Source organism: Tenacibaculum sp. Bg11-29, assembly GCF_002836595.1.
Lineage (GTDB): Bacteria > Bacteroidota > Bacteroidia > Flavobacteriales > Flavobacteriaceae > Polaribacter.
Genome location: NZ_PJBB01000003.1, coordinates 3859230 through 3881571, shown reverse-complemented (window position 1 = coordinate 3881571; position 22342 = coordinate 3859230). Strand labels below are relative to the sequence as shown.

Here is a 22342-nt window from a genome sequence, read left to right as displayed (position 1 = left end):
GATTATGACATTCTTATTTTTATAATGATTGATGATATTACAGTTAATATTCCAATTGCGATAATGGTAATATCAACATCAAAAAATTGTGTTATAATAATAGTTAATAAGGCTCCAAAGGCATAGCCTAAATCTCTCCATAGCCTAAAAGTACCAATACTTTGTGCTCTTTGATTTGGGTTTGTAAAACTTGCAATTGCCGATAAAAATGTTGGATATACAATAGCTGTACCTGCACCTAAAAGCGACGAGAGAATGATAAATTGAAGGTAACTTGTTGCCCAAAACATAAAAATAAGTGCCAAACCTTGTATTGCCATTCCTATAAAAAGCATCATTTTTTTATTGTAATGATCGGATAGTTTTCCGGTTACTAATTGTCCTATTCCCCAAATTGCTGGATATACAGCTACAATAATTGAAATGTTTTTTAAATTAAAACCTTTGCTCGCTAGAATAATAGGTAAAACACCCCAAATCATACCGTCGTTTAGGTTATTAACAAACCCTGCTTGAGAAATAGACCCTAAATTTTGATCTTTCCAAGTTGTTTCCCAAAAGATGTTTTTAAGAGGTTTTATTGTGTTTTTCTTTGTTTCTGATGCTACGTGTTTTGCCGTATCTTTAATAAAAAAGATACTCATTAATAATCCTAATACAACAAAACCAACACCTTGATAAAAAGGGTAAGGACGTAAACCGTATTCTGAAGCAATCCATCCGGTAGTAAATGCCACTAATGCAATAGAAAAATAACCAAAAGACTCGTTGAGTCCCATAGCTAAACCTCTATGTTTCTCACCCACCAAATCAATTTTCATTACTACGGTACTCGACCAAGTTAATCCTTGATTTATTCCTAAAAGTACATTGGCGAAAATAACCCAGTTCCAATGTTGGGCATACATTAAAATAAATGGAATTGGAATGGCTATAATCCATCCAATTATCAATAAATTTTTACGCCCTACACGATTGGCTAATACACCAGTAAAATAATTGGTAATGGCTTTTACCACACCAAATACAATGATAAATGATAGTATTACCGAAGTCGAAATTACCAAAAATTCTTTTTCTGCTAATTCTGGAAGTATAGTACGCTCTAAACCTACCATACCGCCAACAAAAGCATTCACTATTAATAATAATGTAAATTGTTTCCAATTTTCTTTTAAACCTAATTGTATGTTTTTTTCGCTCATTACGATTTTATTTTTTTTTAAGACAACACTTTATTAGATTAAAATGTCTATTGGGTAAATTATTTCATATTACTTAATTCTACACCTTTAATAAACTCTATTTGGTCTATACTTCGTACTTCCAAACAGCCTCCACAATTCTTTAATTTTCAGTATTCTTTCAATGTTATAATGGCCATTGGTATTTCTTTGATTTGACAATCCACAGGTAACAGCATTAGCTAATAAAAATATTTTGATGCTTATTTTTCTCCATATTCTTATTGAAGTGCCATTGCTAGACGTAGTGCTTTGTATGCCTTTTCGGTTTTGAATGGAGTATCATTAATGATGATCATTTTTTTTGGGAGTTATGATATGGCACATCGATTGGCACCAGCTTCTAAATCAATTAAATTTGCTCCGTCTGTACGTCCTTTTAAATTTAATTTCACAATGGTTTCGTAATTTGGTGGCGTTTCGGGAATTTTTTTCAATAGATTGTTGATGAAGTCATTTTCATTAAGTTCTAATATTTTTACATTTTTTTTGATATCACCAAGAGTATTGCATATCAATTTTTCATCAAATGCAACAGGATTACTTATATGACCCGGATAGACTGTTAATGAATTTTCAAATGCCAATAGTTTTTGAAGTGATTGATACAATAAGCCTGCTTTTTGTTGTGCTAAATCTAGTGTAGCTTTTAAATCTGGTCTTCCTACCCCTCCTGTAAATAGTGTATCTCCAGAGAATAAAGATTCATTATTTACTAAATAAGAATAACTTTCGTGTGTATGCCCTGGTGTGTGAATTGCTTTTAATGTAGCTTTACCAAAGTTAAGTAACGTGCCGTCTATAATAGGCTGAAACTTATAATTTACCAAATCCTGATTTGGTAATAAAAATATTGCATTAGTGGCATCAGCTAATTGTTTTCCTCTAGAAAAATGATCAGCGTGAATATGAGTGTCGACCACATATTTTATTTTCCAGTTATTTTTTTTAGCAATACTTGTATAAACCTCTGTATCTAAAGAGGCATCAATAACGATTGCTTCGCTATTGTTTTCTAATAAATAAGATAAGCACCCTTTTCCAGTTCTACGAATTTGCATAACGGTAGTTTCTAAGCTATCTTTTGTTTTAGCTGAGTTCCAGGCGGTTGTCCATTCACGCATTCCGCCTTCTAACGAATAAGCTTCTATACCATTTTCGCGAAGTTGCTCCATAGCAATCATGCTTGTTTTACCAGCTGCACATAGGGTAACAACAGGTACATTTTGATGAAAATTCATATTAGAAAATAGCTTTTTTTCTCCTGCTTTTAACTTAGAATAGATATCCACAAATTCACTTTCAGGTATATTCCACTCTTCTCGTTCTTCTTTAGGTCTAACATCTAAAATATGAACGGGTTCTTTGTTTTCTAATAAAGTTCTGAGTTGAGCTACTTTAATAGTTTTTGCGTTTTTGAAATTCATTTTTATTTCGTGTTTAGATACTATTAATTAACAGGTAATCCTTTTTGTTTCCATTCTAAAACTTCTTCTTTAAGCCGAATAGCATTATAGCCATTTTCTTGAAGATACTGAACAGCTTCATCTGCAAAAAAGCACAAAGCCCCTCTACAGTAAACCACTATTTGTTGATTTTTTGGTAATTGCGAAAGGTTTTCTTTTAATAGTGAAATAGGAATAGATTTAGCGTTTGCGATGGCTTCCTTGGCAAACTCTTTTTCTGGACGAACATCTAAAAAATAGAGATCGTTTAGATTGTTATTGGCTATGATTTCAGCTGCATTTATAGTGGTTACTTTTGCAAATTTTTCTTGTTTAAGATTTCGTAAAGTTGCTTGTATTTCTAGGGTGTTTTGTAAACTAAAACTTTGTAACGCATTCCAAAGAGTGTATACATTACTATTGGTTAAAGAATAAATAACGTAATGACCTTTCTTTTTTATTTTAAGGAGTTTAACTTTTTTTAATACTTGTAAATGTTGTGATGCATTAGCTATTGAAACACCAATTTCATTTGCTATTTGCTCTACAGAGTAGTCATCCTGCGATATTAAATTAAGGATTCTTAGCCTATAAGGATTCGCCAAGGCTTTACCAATATTAGCGATTTCTTGGTATATACTGTTTTTGAACTCTTGTTTATTCATAATTTATTCAATTATTCAACAAATGTATTGAATAATTGAATACAAACAAGTTTTTACCCTATATTTATTTTGAAATAGAGATGTTTAGGTTGAGTATGAATTGTAATTTTGTCGTCTTATTACTAACGACAGAAGTATGAATAGTAATACCTTTTAGGTGTTATTATTTACATTTAATGTTGTGTGTTAATTTTAATTTATTTTTTCTTTAATAGCTTCTTTAGCATTTTTTTTAAGGTACCATTTTTATTAAAGTATTTCCATTCACCAACATTTTTCCCATTTACTTTTCTTCCTATTTTGCTTAAAACAGCGTTTTTATAGTAGTATTTCCATTTGCCTTTTTGTTTTCCGTTTTTATATTTTCCAATAGCCCTTAACGTACCATTTTTGTGATAATACTTCCATTTACCAGTATCTTTTCCTTTTTTATACTTTCCAATTATTCTTAATGTACCATTTTCGTGGTAGTATTTCCACTCACCATGTAGCTTTCCGTTTTCATATACTCCAGTTTTACTTATTATACCACTCTCAAAATAGTATTTCCATTCCCCTGTATCAATTTTATTTTTTGTTGTACCAGATACTTTTAACGAACCGTTATTATAATACTCTTTGTATTCTTGAGCATTAATTTTTAAAAATAAAAATGCTAGTGTTATAAATAAAAGTATTTTTTTCATGGATTTAAGATGCTTTTTGGACCCTGTAAATTTTATTGATTTGTCTAATTTCAATTAGCTAAATAACGTATTCAGTTAAGTTCGTTTTTTTGCATTTCTAAAGGTCAGGAAGTTATTAATTATATCTTAAATTTATTATGTCGGTATAATTAGTAAATTTTACTGCTGAGATTTGGTAATTCTATCTTCATATTCCTTAATTTTTAAATCAAGACGTTTATTCAAATAATCATTTTTATTAGAAAGGGTTTTTGAAATTAATTTAGCTTCATTACAATAGTTAACAATTTTTTGATGATTCCAATGACTAGGAGGAGTTTGTAAATTTGTTATTCGATCAGCTATTTTAACCAACCCAACCTCTTTTTGTAATTTATTTATTCGAGTTAAACTATCTACCATTCTATCCTGTTTTAAAGCTATCTTTTCATCTTTCGTTAAAGCTACTACAGCTTTAGCTATTTCTTCTCCAAATTCACTTTTAATATCTTTAAAGCAAGTATCAGTGTCTTCAATAGTATCGTGAAGTATGGCTGTTTGTATGGCAAAGTTTATATCGAAATTGTTATCGAAATGATAAGCCATTAGAACTTCCATAGCTACATTAGAAATATGTAATAGATAATTAGAATTTGTACCAGGAACTTTCTGTTCACTGTGTTTTTCTCCAGCATATTTCATTGCTTTTTGATACAGTTCTTGTGTCATTTTATTAACTTATTTTTTTGATAAAAAGGCTTTCGATTTGAGTATAAAATTATTTTTGTTTTCACCCTCATGGGCTCCGTGTGATACGTTTGGTAATATCCAAAGATCAGATTTAGGTAGGTTTTTCTTTACGCGAATAACTTCTTCTAAATCCATACCTTCATCATCGTCACCTATCATTATTAATACTTCTGGCTGTATACTTTGCAATTCCTTATCACTTAGCTTTATAGTATAGTTTTTAAACTGATACATCATTGCTTTAATGTGCTCATCTCCATCATGCGATGTTTTTAACCAAGGGAAGTTATTTCTGTTTTCAAAAGTAAAAGCTTTTAAATATTCTGGAAAATCATTAATAGTCCATGTTCCTACTGCACCTATAGTTATCATAGATTCTATTATAGATGGGTTAATTAAAGCAAGTTGATAAAGTACATCGCCTCCAAAACTAAACCCAATCGCTTTTATTTTTTCTAATTGCAAGTGTTTGATTAAAGAGTTTAAATCTTCGGAAACAGCCTTTATTGATAAATCTTCTTTAAACGGTTCTGACTTTCCATGACCTGTTAAATCTATTAAATAGACTTCATATTCTTTTTCATAGTCTTTAATATATGATTTCCATGATTTAGAAGATTGAGTGTAACCGTGTAATAAAAACAAAGGTTTTCCTTCTCCATAAACTTCGTAATAGAGGGTTTTTCCATTTATTAAAACAGTTTCTGATATTTTAGATGTTTGAGATAAAATGGTAGTTGACATTAAGAGAAAAGTTATTAAAGTTGTAAATTTTATCATTGATTATTTGTTGACTTTTTATTATTAATACGAGCGTATTTAATAACTTGTAAGAATAGTTAGCTAAGTTATCGAAAAAATATTTTAAAAAGATACTATATTTAATAGCACAAAAAATCCCAAAGATTAGTTTGGGATTTTTTGTTTTTAATATTTAATTTTATCTTGTTTCTCAGTCCATTTTTCAAAAGGCTCTAAGGCAATTTTTCTTCCAATTTGTTCAAACGGAATACTTCTTTTCTCATATGGTAATGGAATTTCTTTGTAAATAAATTCATCATCAAAACCTATGTCAGCAGCATCTTGTTGGTTACTACCGTAATATACTTTATCAGGTCTGGCCCAATAAATAGCACCTAAGCACATTGGGCAAGGTTCGCAAGAAGTATAAACAATACAACCGTCTAATTGAAAAGAACCTATGTTTTTACAAGCATCTCTAATAGCAGTTACCTCAGCATGTGCGGTAGGATCGTTTGTAGAAGTAACTTTGTTATTTCCACGACCTATAATTTTTCCGTCTTTTACAACAATACAACCAAACGGACCACCTTCATTATTACTCATTCCTTTTAAAGCCGCTTTTACAGCTTCACTCATATACTCTTCGTGTTTATTCATTTTTTTGTTTTTATAAAAAAGGGATTACAAAACTAGTTGATTTCTTTTGTCTAATAGGTTAATTAACTTAATTTTTTAAGATGAGTGCTTTTTTTAGATACACTTAATGTTGATATTTTTATTTTCATACCCATAATTATGAGCTTCATGACATTTTTTTTAAATGATGTTGTTAAAATCAACAAATTTGTAAAACAACTGTATAAAACTAACAAACATGAAATTATCATTTAAATTTACTTTAAAAGCAGTACTCATATTGAGTATATTGTTTTTAAGTTCTTGTAAAAAGAAAAAAGAAGAACCTGTTAAAAAAACAACTAAAGTTGCTTATAATAAAGCTGCATTAGAAAGTTTATGTGAAAGTGATTGGTTTCCGCATTCACAAACTCCAAATCCAGAAGAAGGAGTAGGAAGTCCGTTTGATACCATTAGTACTACCAATGCTATTTTTCATCAATGGTCTTGGCAAAAGTTTTTATGGTTAACAAAACCAGTATATCAAGTAGAAAAATTAGTTGTAGAATTAGACGGAAAAGATGTTCCTTTATATGTAGGGGAAACTTTACCTTTATTTTTAAACCCTGAGAAAATGCATCAAGTTAATTCAAGTATGCAACTCGTAAAACAAAAAGAAGGTGCTGCTTTAGTATTAATTGATACGGTGCAAGCAGGAAGGGCTGAAGGAATTTTAAAGACAAACCCTGCGTATGGAGAAAATAAAAAATCAGAAACAGTTTTTTATTCAATTTACGTAGATCCAATAATGAAAAATGCAGCTACGAAATTCAGAGATTCGATATTAAAAGGAACTTTACCTAAAGATAATTTATCTTCTTTTCCTGTAGGTTCTTTAGAGTTAAAGGTTTCTTGGGTTGCAAAAAGTGCTATTTCTAAAGATAAAATTAAAAATTATTATACAACTGTAGCTGCTGTAAGTAGAGACGGAAAGATATTTAAAAATACTGAAGTTGCATTATTAGGAATGCATGTGGTTGGAGTAGTAGAAAACCACCCAGAATTTATTTGGGCAACTTTTGAGCATGATGATATGGCTCCAAATTATAACAGGAAAGATAATAAGGCAGCAGCATCTACAGATAAATTATTATTTGCAGAAGGAACAACTACTGGTATCAATGGAATTGTATGGAATAAAACAACAAAAGAACCACTAGAAAAATTTAGAGTTTTCGATTTATTTGAATATGGAGTGCCAAGAGATAGTGTTGGTGGTTTTATGATAACAAGTCAAGAAGAACCAATTAACTTTAATAACATTAAAAATATAAATACTTGTGTAAAAGCTAATTTAGAAAAAGAAGTAGGGCCTTGGAAAAATTACTTTTATAATGGTTCTATTTGGATAGATACTGATGGATTTACGTCAACACAACAGGCTGAAATCTTAGTGGGGTTAAGAGGTAGTATTAATAATACCTATCCACAATCTTTTGCTAGAGGGTCTTTAAACTGTGCCAATGTTACAATGGAAACTTTTACACAAACGTTTCAGGATAGCATTCAAAAAATTGAGGTTTCTAATTTAGCAAATTGTTTTAGTTGTCATAATGCAGTAAGTTATACAAAAGAAAGTTCTCCTATATATCTAAGTCATATTTTTGATGCATATATAAAAGCAGCTGAAGGAAAAACTTCTAACGAAATAGAAACAATGAAAGCAAAACAAGAAGTAGTAGAGTTTATACAAAATAGATTGAAGTAAAACTTTTAGATTGATTTTTTTTAGAAGACCTCTTTGGCAATTTAATTGTTGAAGGGGTTTTCCCTCTTTTATAGTACTATGTTTAAAGATAAATAACAACTTATTGATCACTATCAAATTAAATATTTTTGATAGTACATGTGTTAAGAATTTCTCCTTTTCCAAAAAGGAGCATCTTTCCATCTTTTTTCAGCGCTATAAAACAAGTTTTTATGTTTTAGATAATGATTCCATACTTGCTTTATTTGATTAGAATATAGCATGTTGAAGTCTTCCATTTTAGCAACACTAAAATCTTTTATAAAATTAAAATTTGTTATTAGTTCTTTAACTTGCATTGCGTTAGCCATGGCATTAAACATTCCTTGAGAAGATAAAGGGTCGAAACTAATAGCAGCATCACCTAAAGCAATCCATTGTTTACCTACTGGTTGCTCTAAACGTGTTGAATTAGCACTAACAGTTCCATGAAAAGTAATATCCTTTTCGTTTTTTGCTAGTAATGATTGCATTACTTTATGCTGTTTAATAAGCGTTAAAAAAGAAGTTGAATTTTTAAGTATAGCTTTATCAATTAGATCAGCATCTGTTTGAAAAGAAAGAATTCTTTTATTGTCAGGTAAAACAGCACTATACCACCAGCCTAATTCATCAGCTACAATGGTACTCATGGTATTAATATTTGTATTAGGCATACTTACCCAACATGAAATTAATTTATCATATTGAACTCGTTTAATTCCAATACTTTTAGCAAAGTGAGATTGCCTACCAGTTGCATCAATTACAAAAGTTGCATGAATGGTATGCGTTATTCTGTTTTTTAAATCATCAGACTTTCCTGTTACTTTCCATAAGTTTTCTTCATAAGAGCTATTAAAAAGACGGATTCCCCACAAGCAGTTAACACCTCTTTCAAAAGCTTTTTGTCTAAGGTATACTTCAAAGTTCTTTCTATCTAAACTTCTAGAAAATCCATCAGGGTTTTTAAGGTGATCTACTATGTGAAGTTGATCACTTCCCCAATATGATTGCATACCAAGGTTATTACTAAATAGCGATTGTTTAAAATCATCAGATTCATTCTCTAAAAGATCTAATTTTTTTAAGATTCTTTGAGCAGCAGGTGCTAAAGATTCACCAATTCGATCAACAGGTGTTGTTTTTTTGTCTATTAAGGTAACATTATAGTCGTTAGCCAAAGAAATAGCAGCAATACAACCTGCAATACCTCCGCCTATAATAAGTATATCTGTTTTTTCCACAAAATGAAGTTTAAATAAATTAATAGTTTACTAATTAAAAAAACAACCTTGTAATACTACAAGGTTGTTAATTGTATTAAACAATTATAAAAATATATTATTTAGGCGTATATCTTGAAAAACGTGTCATTTTTTCAGGAATACCAACTTCTACTTTTACAAGAGTTTTTTGTTGATGTGAATCTGATTGTTTCATTGTATGTAACTTAGAAGCAATAAGGTGTATCGTATTGGTAACATTTGTTGATGTTTTAAAATCTTTTGTTAATTCATCTTCAACCAATGTTAATAGTTCTCCTTTAGCACCTTCTAATAAAAACTGTTCATTTAATAAGTTGTTATGAGAAAGTTTGTCTACAGCTGCATACAATACATTTTTAGTCGTATCATTTAAAGTATGATTGCTATTTAAAATAGTATCTAAATCAACTAAAGTAGCTTTTAATAATTCAGCCTCTTGCTCAGGAGTAGGCGTAATTCCAACCTGCATTTCTTTCGGAAAGTTAGAGTCATGTGCAACACCAGGGCGTTTTTGAACTACAGCTAACTTATCAAAATACTTAATCATGCTATTAATTTGATTTGTATAGGTAGGAGCTCCTCCATCTAAAGGAAGGTCGTCTAACCATTCTGAACGAAAATTAAATGCTTGAATACGCGTTTCTTCAGCTAAATCGGGATTGATAACTTCTTGATAACGATCTTCATTTAAAATATTATTAGGCACTCTAGCAGGCCAAAATGTAGGTAAATACGGATCATAGTCACTTGTATAGCCATCTCTACAACTAGCCGTATCAGTTTGCCAAGGAATAGCCATCCAACGAGTAATACTACCAGCAACTTGTCCTCCTAAAATAGGTCCTTTAGCTAAAGGCAGTATATCGTTATTCATCATTGCACCGTAATACATTGTGTTAACAGGCGGTGTTTTAGGAGCATGTTTTATTCGAAAAGGTGCCATATACATTCCCGAAGAACGCATTGGCCATGTCATTTCACAACCAGGGTGAAAAGCATCTGCTAAACAAAATTCCATTGCAGCTTTGGTAAGCATATCTGGTTGTTCCGCTATTGTTAGTTCATCAATTGTTGGAGGAGTAGGTATATGAGGGCAGCCAGTCATATCAACATAGTCGGCATCAAAATCACCTTTAACCCATTGATCTAAAAATTCTAATTGTAAATTAGATAAAGTAGCATGCTGACGAACAGAGCCAGTAGGAGGAATGCTAATAGCATCACCATATAACCATGGCCATAATTGCGGAGCTTCTGCCCCTGATACTTCAAATCGACGGAAATTATTAGAAAGCGTACGTCGCATTTCCATATAAGCAGAAGATGGGTTTCCTAGTTTTTTTATCCATTCGATGGTTGTGTAATTAAATTGACCTCCAAATCCAAAAGCTCCTGCAAAACCAGCATTTACCCATTGTAAATCGGTCATACGTTGAAATATTGGTAAAATATCTTTAGTGAACGAAGGTCTTTTTGGGCGTACTAACATATTCGATTTTACGGCTACATCACGCATTAAATCCCACATTGTACGTACTGATTTTTGCATTGGTGCATAATCTGGTGGCGCACAAATAACCCAAGCAGGGTCTACGGTAATTTTATTTCCGTTGTATTCAACTTCAGCAGTAACAGGGCCGTCCGAAATATCATCGTACCAACCTTCATTATTTGCAAAAGTAATGGCAATATCTCCGTTAATATTTTCAGATTTTCCATGCCCACCTAACATAACTAAACGTCCTTTTTCATCGGTATGCATTTCACCTAAATACACTTTGGTAGTTAAAAACTCTCCTTCAAAAGAATCACTTTTATTATTGGTACCCGAAATAGATTTAGCACCTCCGTCGATTAGTAATGATTCACGATCTTTTACATCGATATTTCGTAACATAGATGGAGGAACATCAGCTGCTTCAGGAATATCTAAAGCAATGTTAAATTGATACCATGAAGATTTTTGGTTCGATAAATGACTATGCCATGTAATGTTTGAATTTTCGGCAGTTAATTCTTTTACAGCTTTACCCGCTGCATTAAAACCGTAAATTCTAAACTGAGCAGCTTGCCTTTTTAAGGCACCCGTTTTATCTCTGTATGCATACGAATCGGTTTGCGGTGCTGGATTATCAACTAAAGGGCCTAAAAAGTATTCATTTTCACTATTACCAACTCTCATAACACCAATAGGAGGGTAGATACCTGCTTTTACAATACAGTCGCTATCTTCATCTGTATTTCCTTTAAATTCGGGATTTATCTTAGTTGGTTCTTGTAATTGTTGCCCATTAGCTTGATGTCTTGCTTCTGCACTCGCAGCATATACTACTTTTCTTGCTTGTGCAATAGAGCCTAATGGTTCGTGTTGTGGTAATGTTCTCCAAATATTAAAGGCTAAATTACTACCAAACTCAGCTTGCCCAATACTTGAAACATCTTGCTGAGGTAAATGTAATTTTGCAATACAGATGTACGGACTTTCTTCTGTACTCCATACAACTTGAGCGTCATCTAACGGCATAGTAGCATCGTTAGTTCTTAGCTGTATTTCAAAACGAAAAGTTGCTTCTTTTTTTACTAAACGTTGTTGTAAATCTAGTCCTAGGTAATTGGTATCGTTAAAAGGAGTTCCTTTATAAGTATCTTCAGGTACTAGGCGGTATCTTACAATTTGAGAGTCTCCTAATTTAAAAGGAAGTATTGCCCAATAACTTGCGCTTAACACACTAGCTTCTTCTTTGGTCATTGCCTGTAAAATACTTGCCAATTCAGGATGCTTATTTATGTAAGTGTCATAATCATGATTAATAACGCCAGCTTTAGTAAAGCTGCACATTTGTTGTGCATCACGAGCAAAAAAACGATCTATGTTTTGAAAAATAAAATCAGCATTGGTACCATCGCCTAATAATTTAGGCCCATCAACACCAAATAATTTTAAACCTACTCCTAAAGTTGAATGCAAGTCAGGAGATGTTGGCCCTGTATCGCTTGAAAAGCGAACGGCACATTCGTAGGTATCACCAGCGAAAATCCCAATTTTAAATTTTTCGTCAATATCTTTATTTATTTCAAAACGACCATAAGCGATACCGTGTTGTTTTCTAAATACAGCTCTCTCAGCAGGTTTTTGCCCTTTTTCAATCCTAGTTTTTTGTCCCATTTCTACAAACATCTCTTTAAGACGTTGTGTAACTAAGGTAATATCTCCATCGCAGTTCCAACACGAAGCAGGTTTTTTATTTGAAGGTTTTGTCATTGTTAGTTTGTTTTAGTTTTTATCAAATAATTATTGAATAAGACTAAAAATAATTCATAATCAGCTTCATTGTAATTTAATAACCTTAAGTGTATTTATTTTAGGTATGAGTGAGAAAAGGGGGTAGGTAAATAGTAATTGTAGAAATCGAAAATAGTTTTCCCTTAATCAATAGGATATCTTCGTTTATAAAGGTCATACGTACCAGTTAATAAGGCATATAGCGTTTGCCTATCAAGATGCTATTTGCTTAGTTGTTAGGCAACGTTATTTTTTAGTAGATTTTAATAAATATATTTTATTTTCAGTTAATTCATTTATATAAATCGTGTCTGAAACATAACCTTTGGCTTGTACTATGACAGAATTACTTCTTAATCTGTGAAAATTAGCATAACCTTTAGCATTTGAAATAATATTATCAATTATTAAAGCATTTTCTATTGGTTTGTTTAAATTATTTACGATTTTAATATTCCAAGAATTTACTATTTGTTTCTGTTGATTATAATCAGGGCTTGAATTCCATAAATAGACGAATACCAAAAGAGTTAATAGACTCAATGATGCTAAAAAAAATAGATAAATTATTATTTTAGTTAGTCTCAATATATCCATAAAATCTAGATTTAAATGATTTTACACTGATTTTTTTATTAATCAAAAATTTATAAATATTACTAGAAGAACTATGTTTTTCATTCTTGTATTTTATCAGGTTTATTAGGTAATGGTATTTTAAAGGTCAGATTAGATTCTCGTTTAATAATTTCCCCATTAAAACTCATCGATTCTAAAAAACAATTTTGGTACTTCTCTCCATTTCTACCATCAGTAAAAATTTCCATATTTCCATTTTTAAAACTATGGAGTTTATAAGTTTTATCTTTAAATTTAAGAAATATGGTATCTGAAAGTAGAATACTATCTCCTAGAACAAAATTTTTTTCGTCTATATATTTCTTTAAAAACTTTAGTTTTCCGATTTTTTTTGAGGTAATACTTAACTCTTTAAAGTTAGTTTCTGAAATTTCATTTAAAAGTAAACTAAAGCCCATTCCTCCAGAAATATATTTATTACAATAGCCTTTCTCTTTTTTATGAATTTCTTTACAACTATTAAAAAATAAAAGAGTTGCTAATAATAGTATGTTATTTAATTTTAATGTACCCATAATAATTGTGTGCAAAATCTTGCCAAGTTATACTTTTCTTAATATACTTTGTTTTACTCCCCCAACTATACACATTAAAATAATATTTATAAAAAATATTACCGTTGGTATCTAAATTTTGAATGTTTTGTATTTTAGATTCTAAAACAACCCAATGATATTCTAACTGACCGATATTCTTTAAAGTATCTTTGTCTTGAGCTATCAAATCAGAGTCTATCATTAAAATTAGTTTATACCCTTCGTTGTATAGTTTATTCAGGTTATCTATTTTATTTTGAATTTCTACATTAGAAGTACCTGTAAAAGTTCTTTTAATAGGATTATATATACCATTAGATTCAACTTTTTTGTATCCTAGCATATTTTCTAATAATCCTGTCATTAATGGTGGCCAATTAATAGCTTCAAATTGTTCGTTCCCTCCTTTGTAGCTTGGGTTGTCTGCATTTCTAACACTTACCATAGTGATATAATCTACAAAAGGCATATTAACGTATTTTCTTTTAGGGTAATCATAATACTCTGGAAAATCACTATCCTTAGGATTTTTGTTTAGTATTTCTTCAGAAGGAGTTACAGAATAGCCATTAAATACTGTTTCTCCTGTTCTAAAAAGTTCTTCTGAAAATGTTTTAAATTCGTTTGGTTGTTCTTTTGCAAAAAGATAAAATATACAAGCCATACCACATAAAGAAGTGGAGCTTTGATTGATTTTCCAAGGCATCTTAGAAACTGTTCTTTTTTTAATTTCATCATCAAAAACTTTCTTATCAAACCATCTAAAACGGTAATGGTGAAAAACGTCTAAACTAGCTTCCTTTTCTTTATTTTTAATGTAGGCATAAAATGTAATATTGTTACCACAGAAATCTAAATTATCCGTTTTAAAAGTTATAATGCCTCCCGTTTGTTTTATCTTTCCTATTGTAGCCACACCTTCTGCATTCGTATAACTATATGACCATTTTACTGTTTTGTTATCATTTGGAAGTTTATTATTTTTATATTTACTAACTTTTAAACGGTATTCTTTACCATAAATTATTCCTAGTTTTTTATTTGAGCCTCCATTTTTTGAGCCTTCATCTAAATTTTCAATTTTTATTTCTTCAACAAAATACTGTTCCTTCTTCTCAACAGCCTGCACAGGCGATTTGTAAGCTTCCTCTTCAATAGGCGTTATGTGCCAGCTTCTATGAATTTTACAACCATAATTTTGTATAGCAGGAGAAATTATCATTTCTACCCTCATTCCGCCACCGTTAGCATCAAATTTAAACTGATAATAAACAACAGGCGCATCTTTAAAATACCAGTCTTTTAAATTGTCGCCATTTGCATCATAGAAAACAATTTTTCCATCATCAATAGGGTGTCCTCGTTTATAAAGTTTGTAATTAACAGTTTTCATGCGTTTTAAAAAATGCATAATCCCTTTTTATTCTTTTTTCATAAACAATGTATCTGATTCCTCTCTTAAAAATAATGTATATAAAGGAGGAGAGTGTCTGCCTCTTAATAATTTAATAGTATTAGTTTTAAATCCTTTTTTACTAAAAATTAGTTCATCAGAAAATGTTTGTGAAAAGCGTTTTAATTTAAAGTAACCTAAACTATCTGTTACAGAGAGTACATCATTAGGTTTAGAATAACCTTCTGTTATTGTGACACCTATAAGAGGTTCATTACTGTAATAAACATAGCCTTCGAAATATTCTTTTGTTCCCTCTCTACATGAAAAAAGAAATATGATTATTATAAATAAAATTATATTTTTCATTTTAACGTTATAGAGGTCAGTAGTTATCTACATATAATTTGTTCGTGATGTACTTTACCCTTTTCAACCATTTTTCTTATTAAGTTATTGAATATTGTTTCTTTGCTTTGTGAGCGATTAATTCTGAAACAAAATTCATTAAAATATCTGTTTATGTTAAAGTCACTTACCCAAGAGTAAGTTGTTCTTATCCAAGATTTCACTTGATGAATCATTGTATGAAGAGCTTTAAAGTTCATACCTCCATTACTTTCAATTTGGGTAATATCATAGGCTTTAGCAATAGGTCTGTAGCCTCTCCATTTATCAGTTATCACTTTAGCTTCTCGACTGATATGATTCACGAAAATATATTGTAAAGAAGTAGCTGAAAAATCTTCGATTCTCATTGCATACATTCTTTTTACTTTTCCATCTTCAGTTAGCTCAACAGCAGTTATAGCCTTCTTTTTCTTTGCTTTATAACTTCTGCCCACTTTATCTTTTTCACGACCACCTAGAACAAACTCATCAACATGAACAATCCCAGTCATAGGATTATTTCCACTACTTTTCATAGCCTCTCTAATTTTAAGCATAAATAAACGTGCTGTCTTTTCTGTGACACTAAAACGAACTGAAACATAGCTTGCAGAAAGACTTTTTGTACTTGTACTCATTTCAAAAACAATGAAAAAAGCTTTTCTAACTCCAAATTTAACTTTGTGGAAAAGTGTGTTTGACGTTGCAGATTCCTGATGAGAACAAATATTGCAAGTACGTGAGAAATCCTTTCTTATTTGAGCCTTTTTATGACCACATTTAACACATTGAAAACAATTTTTCCATTTAATATCTGCCAAATATTCCTTGCAATCTTCATTAGTTTTGAACCGATCAGCAAACTCTAGAAGGTTTTGGCCTTTAAAAATATTCATAATAACATTATATTCGTTGACTTTAAAGATATGAACTTATATACTGACCTCTATAACGTTAATTTAGTTAACCACAATAGCCCTAAAACATCTTCTTGATCTGCTACGATTCTATCAAAATCGCTCCAATATGGATTATTATTATTATTATTATTATTATAGTATTTCATTAAATCAATCTCTCCTTTATAGGGATAATTTTCACCACCTTCGCTCACAGGTATAGTATTAGAATAATCAGAACTTCCTTTATGTTTATAAGAATGGTCTGTCTCTCCACCTCCTTTTTCTGCAAAGGCTTTTAAGATGGTGTGTCCTAATTCGTGTGCAGCAGTAAAAGAAAAACCTCTATTTATATTTTATTTATTTTTTCAAGTATATTGTGTCTAAATCAATTATTTTATTTTTTCTTAGATCTATAAACCTGTATTCATCTTTGTATCCTTGTTTTATAAAGAGGATTGCAAAATTACTATCCCCTTTCATCTCTTTCCTTTTTATTTTAAACTCGAATTCCCCATTGTTTTTATGATATATATCTGTTCTTATGGAATACAAAGATTTCATAGGGGCAAGAATTACTCTGGTTTGAATACTAACATCTTTCAGAGGAATTTTATCACTAGTATATATATATCCTTTTACTTTTACATCTATTGTGTTTTTACAACTAATAATAATAAAGATAAGAGCTATAATTAAAAAATTCTTCATTTTATTTCTAATTTTGTAAGCCATAATAAACCTAAAACATCTTTTTTATTAGCAGTTGCTCTATCGTAATCGGTATATTTTGGGTCATTATTATAATACTTCATTAAGTCAATTTCTCCTGTTATGGGGTAGTTCTCTCCTTTAGTATTTTCCATAAAATCTCTATTAATATATTCTTCTTCGAAAGTTTCTCTTCCTACTGGTTTGGTATCTTGTGGTAAGTAATAAGAGCTACCTTTATGTTGCCAAGAGTATACAGTGCCTCCAAAAGATTGTAGTATTTCATGACCTATTTCGTGTGCAGCGGTAAATTCAAATTCTTTTTTTTCGTTACTTTCTTTATAATATCTCCATCCTTCTAATTTATATAACCAATGTGTTTTTTCTAAATCTTTCCAACTAGCATAATTTATGTAACCTATATTATAAGAAATACGCTGAACAATACCGTTAGGAAGTATTCTTGCAAGTTCATCCATTTTATTACCATCACCTAAAGTACTTGTTCCTGGGTTTCCAGAACGAGACCAGGGATTATTTGTATTATAAATTAAAGGAATATCATTTAAGCTAATATTTGAATTTTCTGTATTTATGGCTGTTACTATTATTTCCCAATTGATGCCATTAATTATTGTTCCTTCCGTATTAGAATGTCTTCTACTCCAATAAATATTTATACCTTCTAGAGCCATTTTTTTTAAATCTTCAAATTCTTTTGTTCTACTTTTTATTATAGGTTTTCTATAGTAAGATAACGTTTCTTTAGTTATTTTATCCCAAGGACATTCTTTAATAGGAATTCTAAATTTTGGATCAGGGTCAATATCTTTCTCAATACACTTAATTCCGTTTGCGCCACCATCCGTAAGATTCACACGAAGTGTAACATCAATACGTTTTGTGTTTTTATTAATCTTAGTATCTACCCAAGTTACCTCATTATACTCAAAAGAAAACTCACTGCTTTCTGCTCTTTTTTCTATACCATTTCGTTTCCCTTTTATGCGAGCTTTTAGTTTGCCTGTGGTAAAAACAGTACTATCATAAATACCATTCTTATCAAAACCATCCCATTTAACATGATATTTTCCTTTTGGGTAATTACTTTGCGTGTTTTGGCTATTAGTAGTAGAGTTAGACGAATTACCCGAACCTTTTGCGGTTACTATAACTTCATCTAATGTTTGTTCGCCTGAATAATATGATTGAATAATTTTATTATCGTGTAAAAACTCTACTTGAAAATCGTCAATACCATTTTCGGTAATTTCTATTTCAAATTCAATATTTTGGTTTTCGGGCGATTTATTAAAAGCAGGAATTCCTAGCGGAACTAGTGTTTTCTTATCGGTTAAATGTTGTATACTTAAATAAAAGTTCTCCTTCTTCTCAGTAGCCTGCACAGGCGATTTGTAACCTTCCTCTTCAATAGGCGTTATATGCCAGCTTCTATGAATTTTATAACCATAGTTTTGTATAGCAGGAGAAATTATCATCTCTACCCTCATACCGCCACCGTTAGCATCAAATTTAAACTGATAATAAACAACAGGCGCATCTTTAAAATACCAGTCTTTTAAATTGTCGCTATTTGCATCATAGAAAACAATTTTTCCATCATCAATAGGGTATCCTCGTTTATAAAGGTCATAATTAACAGTCTTCATACGTTCTAAAAAACGAAAGTTTGCTTCGAAATCGAAAACAAATTTAAGTAAGCCGCCTTTATTATAGCGTATGGGAGCACCTTTAAATTGGTTAAAATCTTTATTGTAAACGGTTTCTACTGTTAATAGGTCTACTACATGCCCTAAAAAATGTAATTGTGATTTTGCCATAATTTTTTTCCTTGCAATTAATAAGTGTGTAAATCATATGTGTTTGGCTTGAGAGGTGTTGTTCTTTGTAAAAAGAACATTGCTTTTTTTTACAAATGTATTTCATGAAAAAGAGAAAAGGCATTAAAAAACCGTAAAAAAAGTAAGGAAGAACCTTTCTTTTTTTACGGTTAGGATTAATAATCAAAGCAATTAAAAGGAGCTCTGCCTTTCGGTTTACATATTATCTAAATATGTTTTTAAAAACAAACAGGTGTTTGTTTTAAGCTCACTTAATTTTAGTTTTTAGAAAGCCTGAGAAAAAAATGAAAGCCCTAAAAAGGGCTTGTTTTATTGCTGTTTTTATAAAACTATAGGCTTGTGCAACGGTTAGCTTTTACAACCACGAGTTGGTTAAGTAGAGAAGTCAGCAGAAGTCATGGTACCTATGGGAAACGAGTTGAGGAAACACCTTAGATGGTCTCACGAGTAGGGAAGGACTGAACGTAATTCTCTTCAAAATTCGTACAGAAGCACTAGTTGTAGCCTATACCTAAACTAGAAGATAGTGCCAATGGTGAAAAGAGCTTTGGTGTGATGATTTACGAACCGCCGTATAGAGACTCGTACGTACGGTGGTGTGAGAGGCGCATTCCGACTATTTTAGTCGGAACCGTCTACTCGATTAGCGAAAGTTTTTATGATGTTATTTGATTAATAAATTTTTTAGCTTCATTAATGTTTTTGAAATCAGGCATTCTAATTACTCTTCCATATGAGTCAAAAATTCCAAATTTACTTTCAGTTGACTGATATATAAAAAAAACTCTTTCCTTATGATTATAGGTTGTTACAGAGATATAATTTACAATTACTCCTTTTACTTTAAATGAACCTTGAGGAGGAACGGTCATCTTCTCTGTTGTTTTTTTAGATATTTTTGTTTTTTTATATTCAAGTTCTAATAACTTTAATTTTTTCCTAATACTTGAAATATCAAATTTTCTTATGTCTTTTATTTTCTTTATATATTTCTTAATTTTTTTTATCTTTTTTTGCTTTAAGTATATGTTTATTATCGAAAAAAGGAGATTGTCGTTTTCTCTTAACTTAAAAGCATTTAAATATGAATTCAAAGCTTTTTCTTCTTGATTATTTATTGAATGAATATCTCCTAAAAAAATATTACAATCTGATAAGAATTTTTTATTTGATTTATTTTTGTTTTCTTTAATACAATTAGAAAAAAGTTTTTCAGATTTTTCTAAATTCATTTCAGAAAATGACAAAATAGCAAGTACAAAATCTACCAATATTTGTGCTTGAGAATCCATTGAAAACTCGTGTAAATCAGGGTTTCTAAATGTTACTAATTTATTAACAAGAAGTGAATCTCTCCTGTTATACAAATTTCTGATTTTTATTTTACAATAAAATAACTTTTCATTAGAGTTATATTTTCCTGAAATTATAAGTCCTTTTTTTAAACATAAAGAGTCAAGTGTTTTATTGAAAGAAGAATCAGGGATTTTTGAGAAAAAGTGTTTATCAATTTTTCGGATTTTGTAGATTGAATCTGATAAATTTTCTTCTTTAATAAATTCGTAAGCTAATGATGAGAAATTTTCATTTGAATCATCAAATTTTGAAATTCCGATTGATATATAATTATTTCCAAATAAACATTTTGTGTTTTTTCGATTGATGAAACCATATAAATAAAGACATAATACTGTACTAATAATTATTACAATTGTTGTAGATAGTATAAAAAAAATATTCTTTATTTTTTTTTTCTTCTTTTGTTTTACTAATAAATATAAGATAACAAATGAAATTCCAATAACCAATAAAGTTTTAGACAGATTAGAGTTAATTATTTCAGTTAGATTGGATACTATACCAGTTAAAGAAGATAATATACCTGCATATAATATTAATTCACCAGTAAAAGTAGTTTTGTTTTCTGTCATTTTTTAATTTTGGCTAACAATTAAATAAGAGCACCTTTTACAATAAAAGGTGCTCTTATTTCTGTTTTATGGTCACTAATATATTTAATTTAAGGAACTTAATTATTGTTTTTTAATTATTAATTAGAAGATGCGTATAAATTTCTCTAGTTTTACTGCTAGAATGCTCTGAAACTCGAAAATAAAGAGAGTAATCGTTGAAAAAACGCTAAAGATATTACTAAAATTAAACTGAATTAATCGTTTTGCTACCGCGAGCATTTTGCTTGTGACAGCATGAGTAGGAAAAGAATGCAAAGATAATAGAAGTGAAATATATGTGTTGTAAAATAGTATAATAACACCAACCAGAACGCTTGCACTTGTAAGAGCTAGCGTTTGTTATTTTAAGTATTTTATAATAAGATTATAAGAAATTACGAAGCCTTAAAAACTAAACTTTTAACTTTTCAACCTCCTTAACAGAAAGCCCTGTTGATAATGCAATTGTTTTGTTATCAACGCCATTTTTTTTAAGCTCTTTGGCTATTTCAACAGTTTTGTTTTTGTTAGCAATTTTAATAGCTTCTTTAGAGGTCAGTAGTTATCTACATATAATTTGTTCGTGATGTACTTTACCCTTTTCAACCATTTTTCTTATTAAGTTATTGAATATTGTTTCTTTGCTTTGTGAGCGATTAATTCTGAAACAAAATTCATTAAAATATCTGTTTATGTTAAAGTCACTTACCCAAGAGTAAGTTGTTCTTATCCAAGATTTCACTTGATGAATCATTGTATGAAGAGCTTTAAAGTTCATACCTCCATTACTTTCAATTTGGGTAATATCATAGGCTTTAGCAATAGGTCTGTAGCCTCTCCATTTATCAGTTATCACTTTAGCTTCTCGACTGATATGATTCACGAAAATATATTGTAAAGAAGTAGCTGAAAAATCTTCGATTCTCATTGCATACATTCTTTTTACTTTTCCATCTTCAGTTAGCTCAACAGCAGTTATAGCCTTCTTTTTCTTTGCTTTATAACTTCTGCCCACTTTATCTTTTTCACGACCACCTAGAACAAACTCATCAACATGAACAATCCCAGTCATAGGATTATTTCCACTACTTTTCATAGCCTCTCTAATTTTAAGCATAAATAAACGTGCTGTCTTTTCTGTGACACTAAAACGAACTGAAACATAGCTTGCAGAAAGACTTTTTGTACTTGTACTCATTTCAAAAACAATGAAAAAAGCTTTTCTAACTCCAAATTTAACTTTGTGGAAAAGTGTGTTTGACGTTGCAGATTCCTGATGAGAACAAATATTGCAAGTACGTGAGAAATCCTTTCTTATTTGAGCCTTTTTATGACCACATTTAACACATTGAAAACAATTTTTCCATTTAATATCTGCCAAATATTCCTTGCAATCTTCATTAGTTTTGAACCGATCAGCAAACTCTAGAAGGTTTTGGCCTTTAAAAATATTCATAATAACATTATATTCGTTGACTTTAAAGATATGAACTTA

At 30.3% G+C, this 22342-nt stretch carries 20 protein-coding genes; 1 reads left to right on the top strand and 19 read right to left on the bottom strand.

All coding sequences use genetic code 11. The features are described 5' to 3' along the window. Positions 1–2: 2 nt before the first annotated feature. The 7 genes from CXF68_RS17445 to CXF68_RS17415 all read right to left on the bottom strand — a co-directional run bounded on the left by CXF68_RS17445 (position 3) and on the right by CXF68_RS17415 (position 6170). A complete protein-coding gene (locus tag CXF68_RS17445; protein WP_101046387.1) occupies positions 3–1205 on the bottom strand; it encodes an MFS transporter in 1203 nt (400 codons plus the stop codon). A gap of 350 nt (positions 1206–1555) precedes the next feature. Further along, positions 1556–2671 carry an MBL fold metallo-hydrolase gene (locus CXF68_RS17440; RefSeq protein ID WP_101046386.1) on the bottom strand — a complete coding sequence of 372 codons (1116 nt, stop codon included), beginning with the start codon at positions 2669–2671 and terminating at the stop codon, positions 1556–1558. Between the two features lie 23 nt (positions 2672–2694). Next, a complete protein-coding gene (locus CXF68_RS17435; protein WP_101046385.1) occupies positions 2695–3354 on the bottom strand; it encodes an ArsR family transcriptional regulator in 660 nt (219 codons plus the stop codon). Between the two features lie 197 nt (positions 3355–3551). Beyond that, entirely contained in the window at positions 3552–4040 is a 489-nt protein-coding gene (locus CXF68_RS17430) for a toxin-antitoxin system YwqK family antitoxin (protein ID WP_101046384.1), read from the bottom strand. Between the two features lie 159 nt (positions 4041–4199). Continuing rightward, positions 4200–4748 carry an HD domain-containing protein gene (locus CXF68_RS17425; protein WP_101046383.1) on the bottom strand — a complete coding sequence of 183 codons (549 nt, stop codon included), beginning with the start codon at positions 4746–4748 and terminating at the stop codon, positions 4200–4202. Between the two features lie 9 nt (positions 4749–4757). Beyond that, positions 4758–5513 carry an alpha/beta fold hydrolase gene (locus CXF68_RS17420; protein WP_157821991.1) on the bottom strand — a complete coding sequence of 252 codons (756 nt, stop codon included), beginning with the start codon at positions 5511–5513 and terminating at the stop codon, positions 4758–4760. A gap of 183 nt (positions 5514–5696) precedes the next feature. Then, the gene (locus CXF68_RS17415) at positions 5697–6170 is read right to left on the bottom strand and encodes a nucleoside deaminase (protein WP_101046381.1); all 474 of its coding nucleotides are present in this window, start codon (positions 6168–6170) and stop codon (positions 5697–5699) included. 217 nt (positions 6171–6387) lie between these two features. Here CXF68_RS17415 and CXF68_RS17410 point away from each other — a divergent pair, with 217 nt between their 5' ends. Continuing rightward, entirely contained in the window at positions 6388–7896 is a 1509-nt protein-coding gene (locus CXF68_RS17410; protein WP_101046380.1) for a hypothetical protein, read from the top strand. Between the two features lie 143 nt (positions 7897–8039). On the opposite strand, the gene CXF68_RS17405 is transcribed toward CXF68_RS17410, so the two are convergent. The 12 genes from CXF68_RS17405 to CXF68_RS17355 all read right to left on the bottom strand — a co-directional run bounded on the left by CXF68_RS17405 (position 8040) and on the right by CXF68_RS17355 (position 22303). Next, the gene (locus tag CXF68_RS17405; RefSeq protein WP_101046379.1) at positions 8040–9161 is read right to left on the bottom strand and encodes a tryptophan 7-halogenase; all 1122 of its coding nucleotides are present in this window, start codon (positions 9159–9161) and stop codon (positions 8040–8042) included. Between the two features lie 97 nt (positions 9162–9258). Further along, complete coding sequence (locus CXF68_RS17400; RefSeq protein ID WP_157821990.1) at positions 9259–12444, bottom strand: LodA/GoxA family CTQ-dependent oxidase; 3186 nt, start codon at positions 12442–12444, stop codon at positions 9259–9261. A gap of 267 nt (positions 12445–12711) precedes the next feature. Next, positions 12712–13062, bottom strand: coding sequence for a hypothetical protein (locus CXF68_RS17395; RefSeq protein WP_157821989.1), 351 nt, complete (start codon positions 13060–13062; stop codon positions 12712–12714). An 80-nt stretch (positions 13063–13142) separates the two neighbouring features. Next, positions 13143–13619, bottom strand: a complete 477-nt coding sequence (locus CXF68_RS17390) for a hypothetical protein (protein WP_101046377.1) — start codon at positions 13617–13619, stop codon at positions 13143–13145. Beyond that, complete coding sequence (locus CXF68_RS17385; RefSeq protein ID WP_157821988.1) at positions 13597–15033, bottom strand: hypothetical protein; 1437 nt, start codon at positions 15031–15033, stop codon at positions 13597–13599. The genes CXF68_RS17390 and CXF68_RS17385 overlap by 23 nt, the downstream gene beginning before the upstream one ends. A gap of 27 nt (positions 15034–15060) precedes the next feature. Further along, the gene (locus tag CXF68_RS17380; RefSeq protein WP_101046375.1) at positions 15061–15402 is read right to left on the bottom strand and encodes a hypothetical protein; all 342 of its coding nucleotides are present in this window, start codon (positions 15400–15402) and stop codon (positions 15061–15063) included. Positions 15403–15425: 23 nt separating this feature from the next. Then, the gene (locus CXF68_RS17375) at positions 15426–16319 is read right to left on the bottom strand and encodes an IS1595 family transposase (protein WP_101042912.1); all 894 of its coding nucleotides are present in this window, start codon (positions 16317–16319) and stop codon (positions 15426–15428) included. A gap of 50 nt (positions 16320–16369) precedes the next feature. After that, positions 16370–16537, bottom strand: a complete 168-nt coding sequence (locus CXF68_RS20910) for a hypothetical protein (protein ID WP_198553848.1) — start codon at positions 16535–16537, stop codon at positions 16370–16372. 145 nt (positions 16538–16682) lie between these two features. Then, positions 16683–17033 carry a hypothetical protein gene (locus CXF68_RS17370; RefSeq protein WP_157821987.1) on the bottom strand — a complete coding sequence of 117 codons (351 nt, stop codon included), beginning with the start codon at positions 17031–17033 and terminating at the stop codon, positions 16683–16685. Then, on the bottom strand, positions 17030–18874 hold the full coding sequence (gene tssD, locus CXF68_RS17365) for a type VI secretion system tube protein TssD (protein WP_101046373.1): 1845 nt from the start codon (positions 18872–18874) through the stop codon (positions 17030–17032). The genes CXF68_RS17370 and tssD overlap by 4 nt, the downstream gene beginning before the upstream one ends. 677 nt (positions 18875–19551) lie before the next feature. Then, positions 19552–20826 (bottom strand): hypothetical protein, encoded by a 1275-nt coding sequence (locus CXF68_RS17360; protein ID WP_101046372.1) that lies wholly within the window; start codon positions 20824–20826, stop codon positions 19552–19554. Positions 20827–21409: 583 nt separating this feature from the next. Continuing rightward, positions 21410–22303 carry an IS1595 family transposase gene (locus tag CXF68_RS17355; protein WP_101042912.1) on the bottom strand — a complete coding sequence of 298 codons (894 nt, stop codon included), beginning with the start codon at positions 22301–22303 and terminating at the stop codon, positions 21410–21412. Between the last annotated feature and the right edge of the window lie 39 nt (positions 22304–22342).

Coding starts and splice junctions, on each gene's coding strand:
- CXF68_RS17445 (WP_101046387.1), bottom strand. CDS start 1,205: ATGAGCGAAAAAAACATACAATTAGGTTTAAAAGAAAATTGGAAACAA.
- CXF68_RS17440 (WP_101046386.1), bottom strand. CDS start 2,671: ATGAATTTCAAAAACGCAAAAACTATTAAAGTAGCTCAACTCAGAACT.
- CXF68_RS17435 (WP_101046385.1), bottom strand. CDS start 3,354: ATGAATAAACAAGAGTTCAAAAACAGTATATACCAAGAAATCGCTAAT.
- CXF68_RS17430 (WP_101046384.1), bottom strand. CDS start 4,040: ATGAAAAAAATACTTTTATTTATAACACTAGCATTTTTATTTTTAAAA.
- CXF68_RS17425 (WP_101046383.1), bottom strand. CDS start 4,748: ATGACACAAGAACTGTATCAAAAAGCAATGAAATATGCTGGAGAAAAA.
- CXF68_RS17420 (WP_157821991.1), bottom strand. CDS start 5,513: ATGTCAACTACCATTTTATCTCAAACATCTAAAATATCAGAAACTGTT.
- CXF68_RS17415 (WP_101046381.1), bottom strand. CDS start 6,170: ATGAATAAACACGAAGAGTATATGAGTGAAGCTGTAAAAGCGGCTTTA.
- CXF68_RS17410 (WP_101046380.1), top strand. CDS start 6,388: ATGAAATTATCATTTAAATTTACTTTAAAAGCAGTACTCATATTGAGT.
- CXF68_RS17400 (WP_157821990.1), bottom strand. CDS start 12,444: ATGACAAAACCTTCAAATAAAAAACCTGCTTCGTGTTGGAACTGCGAT.
- CXF68_RS17395 (WP_157821989.1), bottom strand. CDS start 13,062: ATGGATATATTGAGACTAACTAAAATAATAATTTATCTATTTTTTTTA.
- CXF68_RS17390 (WP_101046377.1), bottom strand. CDS start 13,619: ATGGGTACATTAAAATTAAATAACATACTATTATTAGCAACTCTTTTA.
- CXF68_RS17385 (WP_157821988.1), bottom strand. CDS start 15,033: ATGAAAACTGTTAATTACAAACTTTATAAACGAGGACACCCTATTGAT.
- CXF68_RS17380 (WP_101046375.1), bottom strand. CDS start 15,402: ATGAAAAATATAATTTTATTTATAATAATCATATTTCTTTTTTCATGT.
- CXF68_RS17375 (WP_101042912.1), bottom strand. CDS start 16,319: ATGAATATTTTTAAAGGCCAAAACCTTCTAGAGTTTGCTGATCGGTTC.
- CXF68_RS17370 (WP_157821987.1), bottom strand. CDS start 17,033: ATGAAGAATTTTTTAATTATAGCTCTTATCTTTATTATTATTAGTTGT.
- tssD (WP_101046373.1), bottom strand. CDS start 18,874: ATGGCAAAATCACAATTACATTTTTTAGGGCATGTAGTAGACCTATTA.
- CXF68_RS17360 (WP_101046372.1), bottom strand. CDS start 20,826: ATGACAGAAAACAAAACTACTTTTACTGGTGAATTAATATTATATGCA.
- CXF68_RS17355 (WP_101042912.1), bottom strand. CDS start 22,303: ATGAATATTTTTAAAGGCCAAAACCTTCTAGAGTTTGCTGATCGGTTC.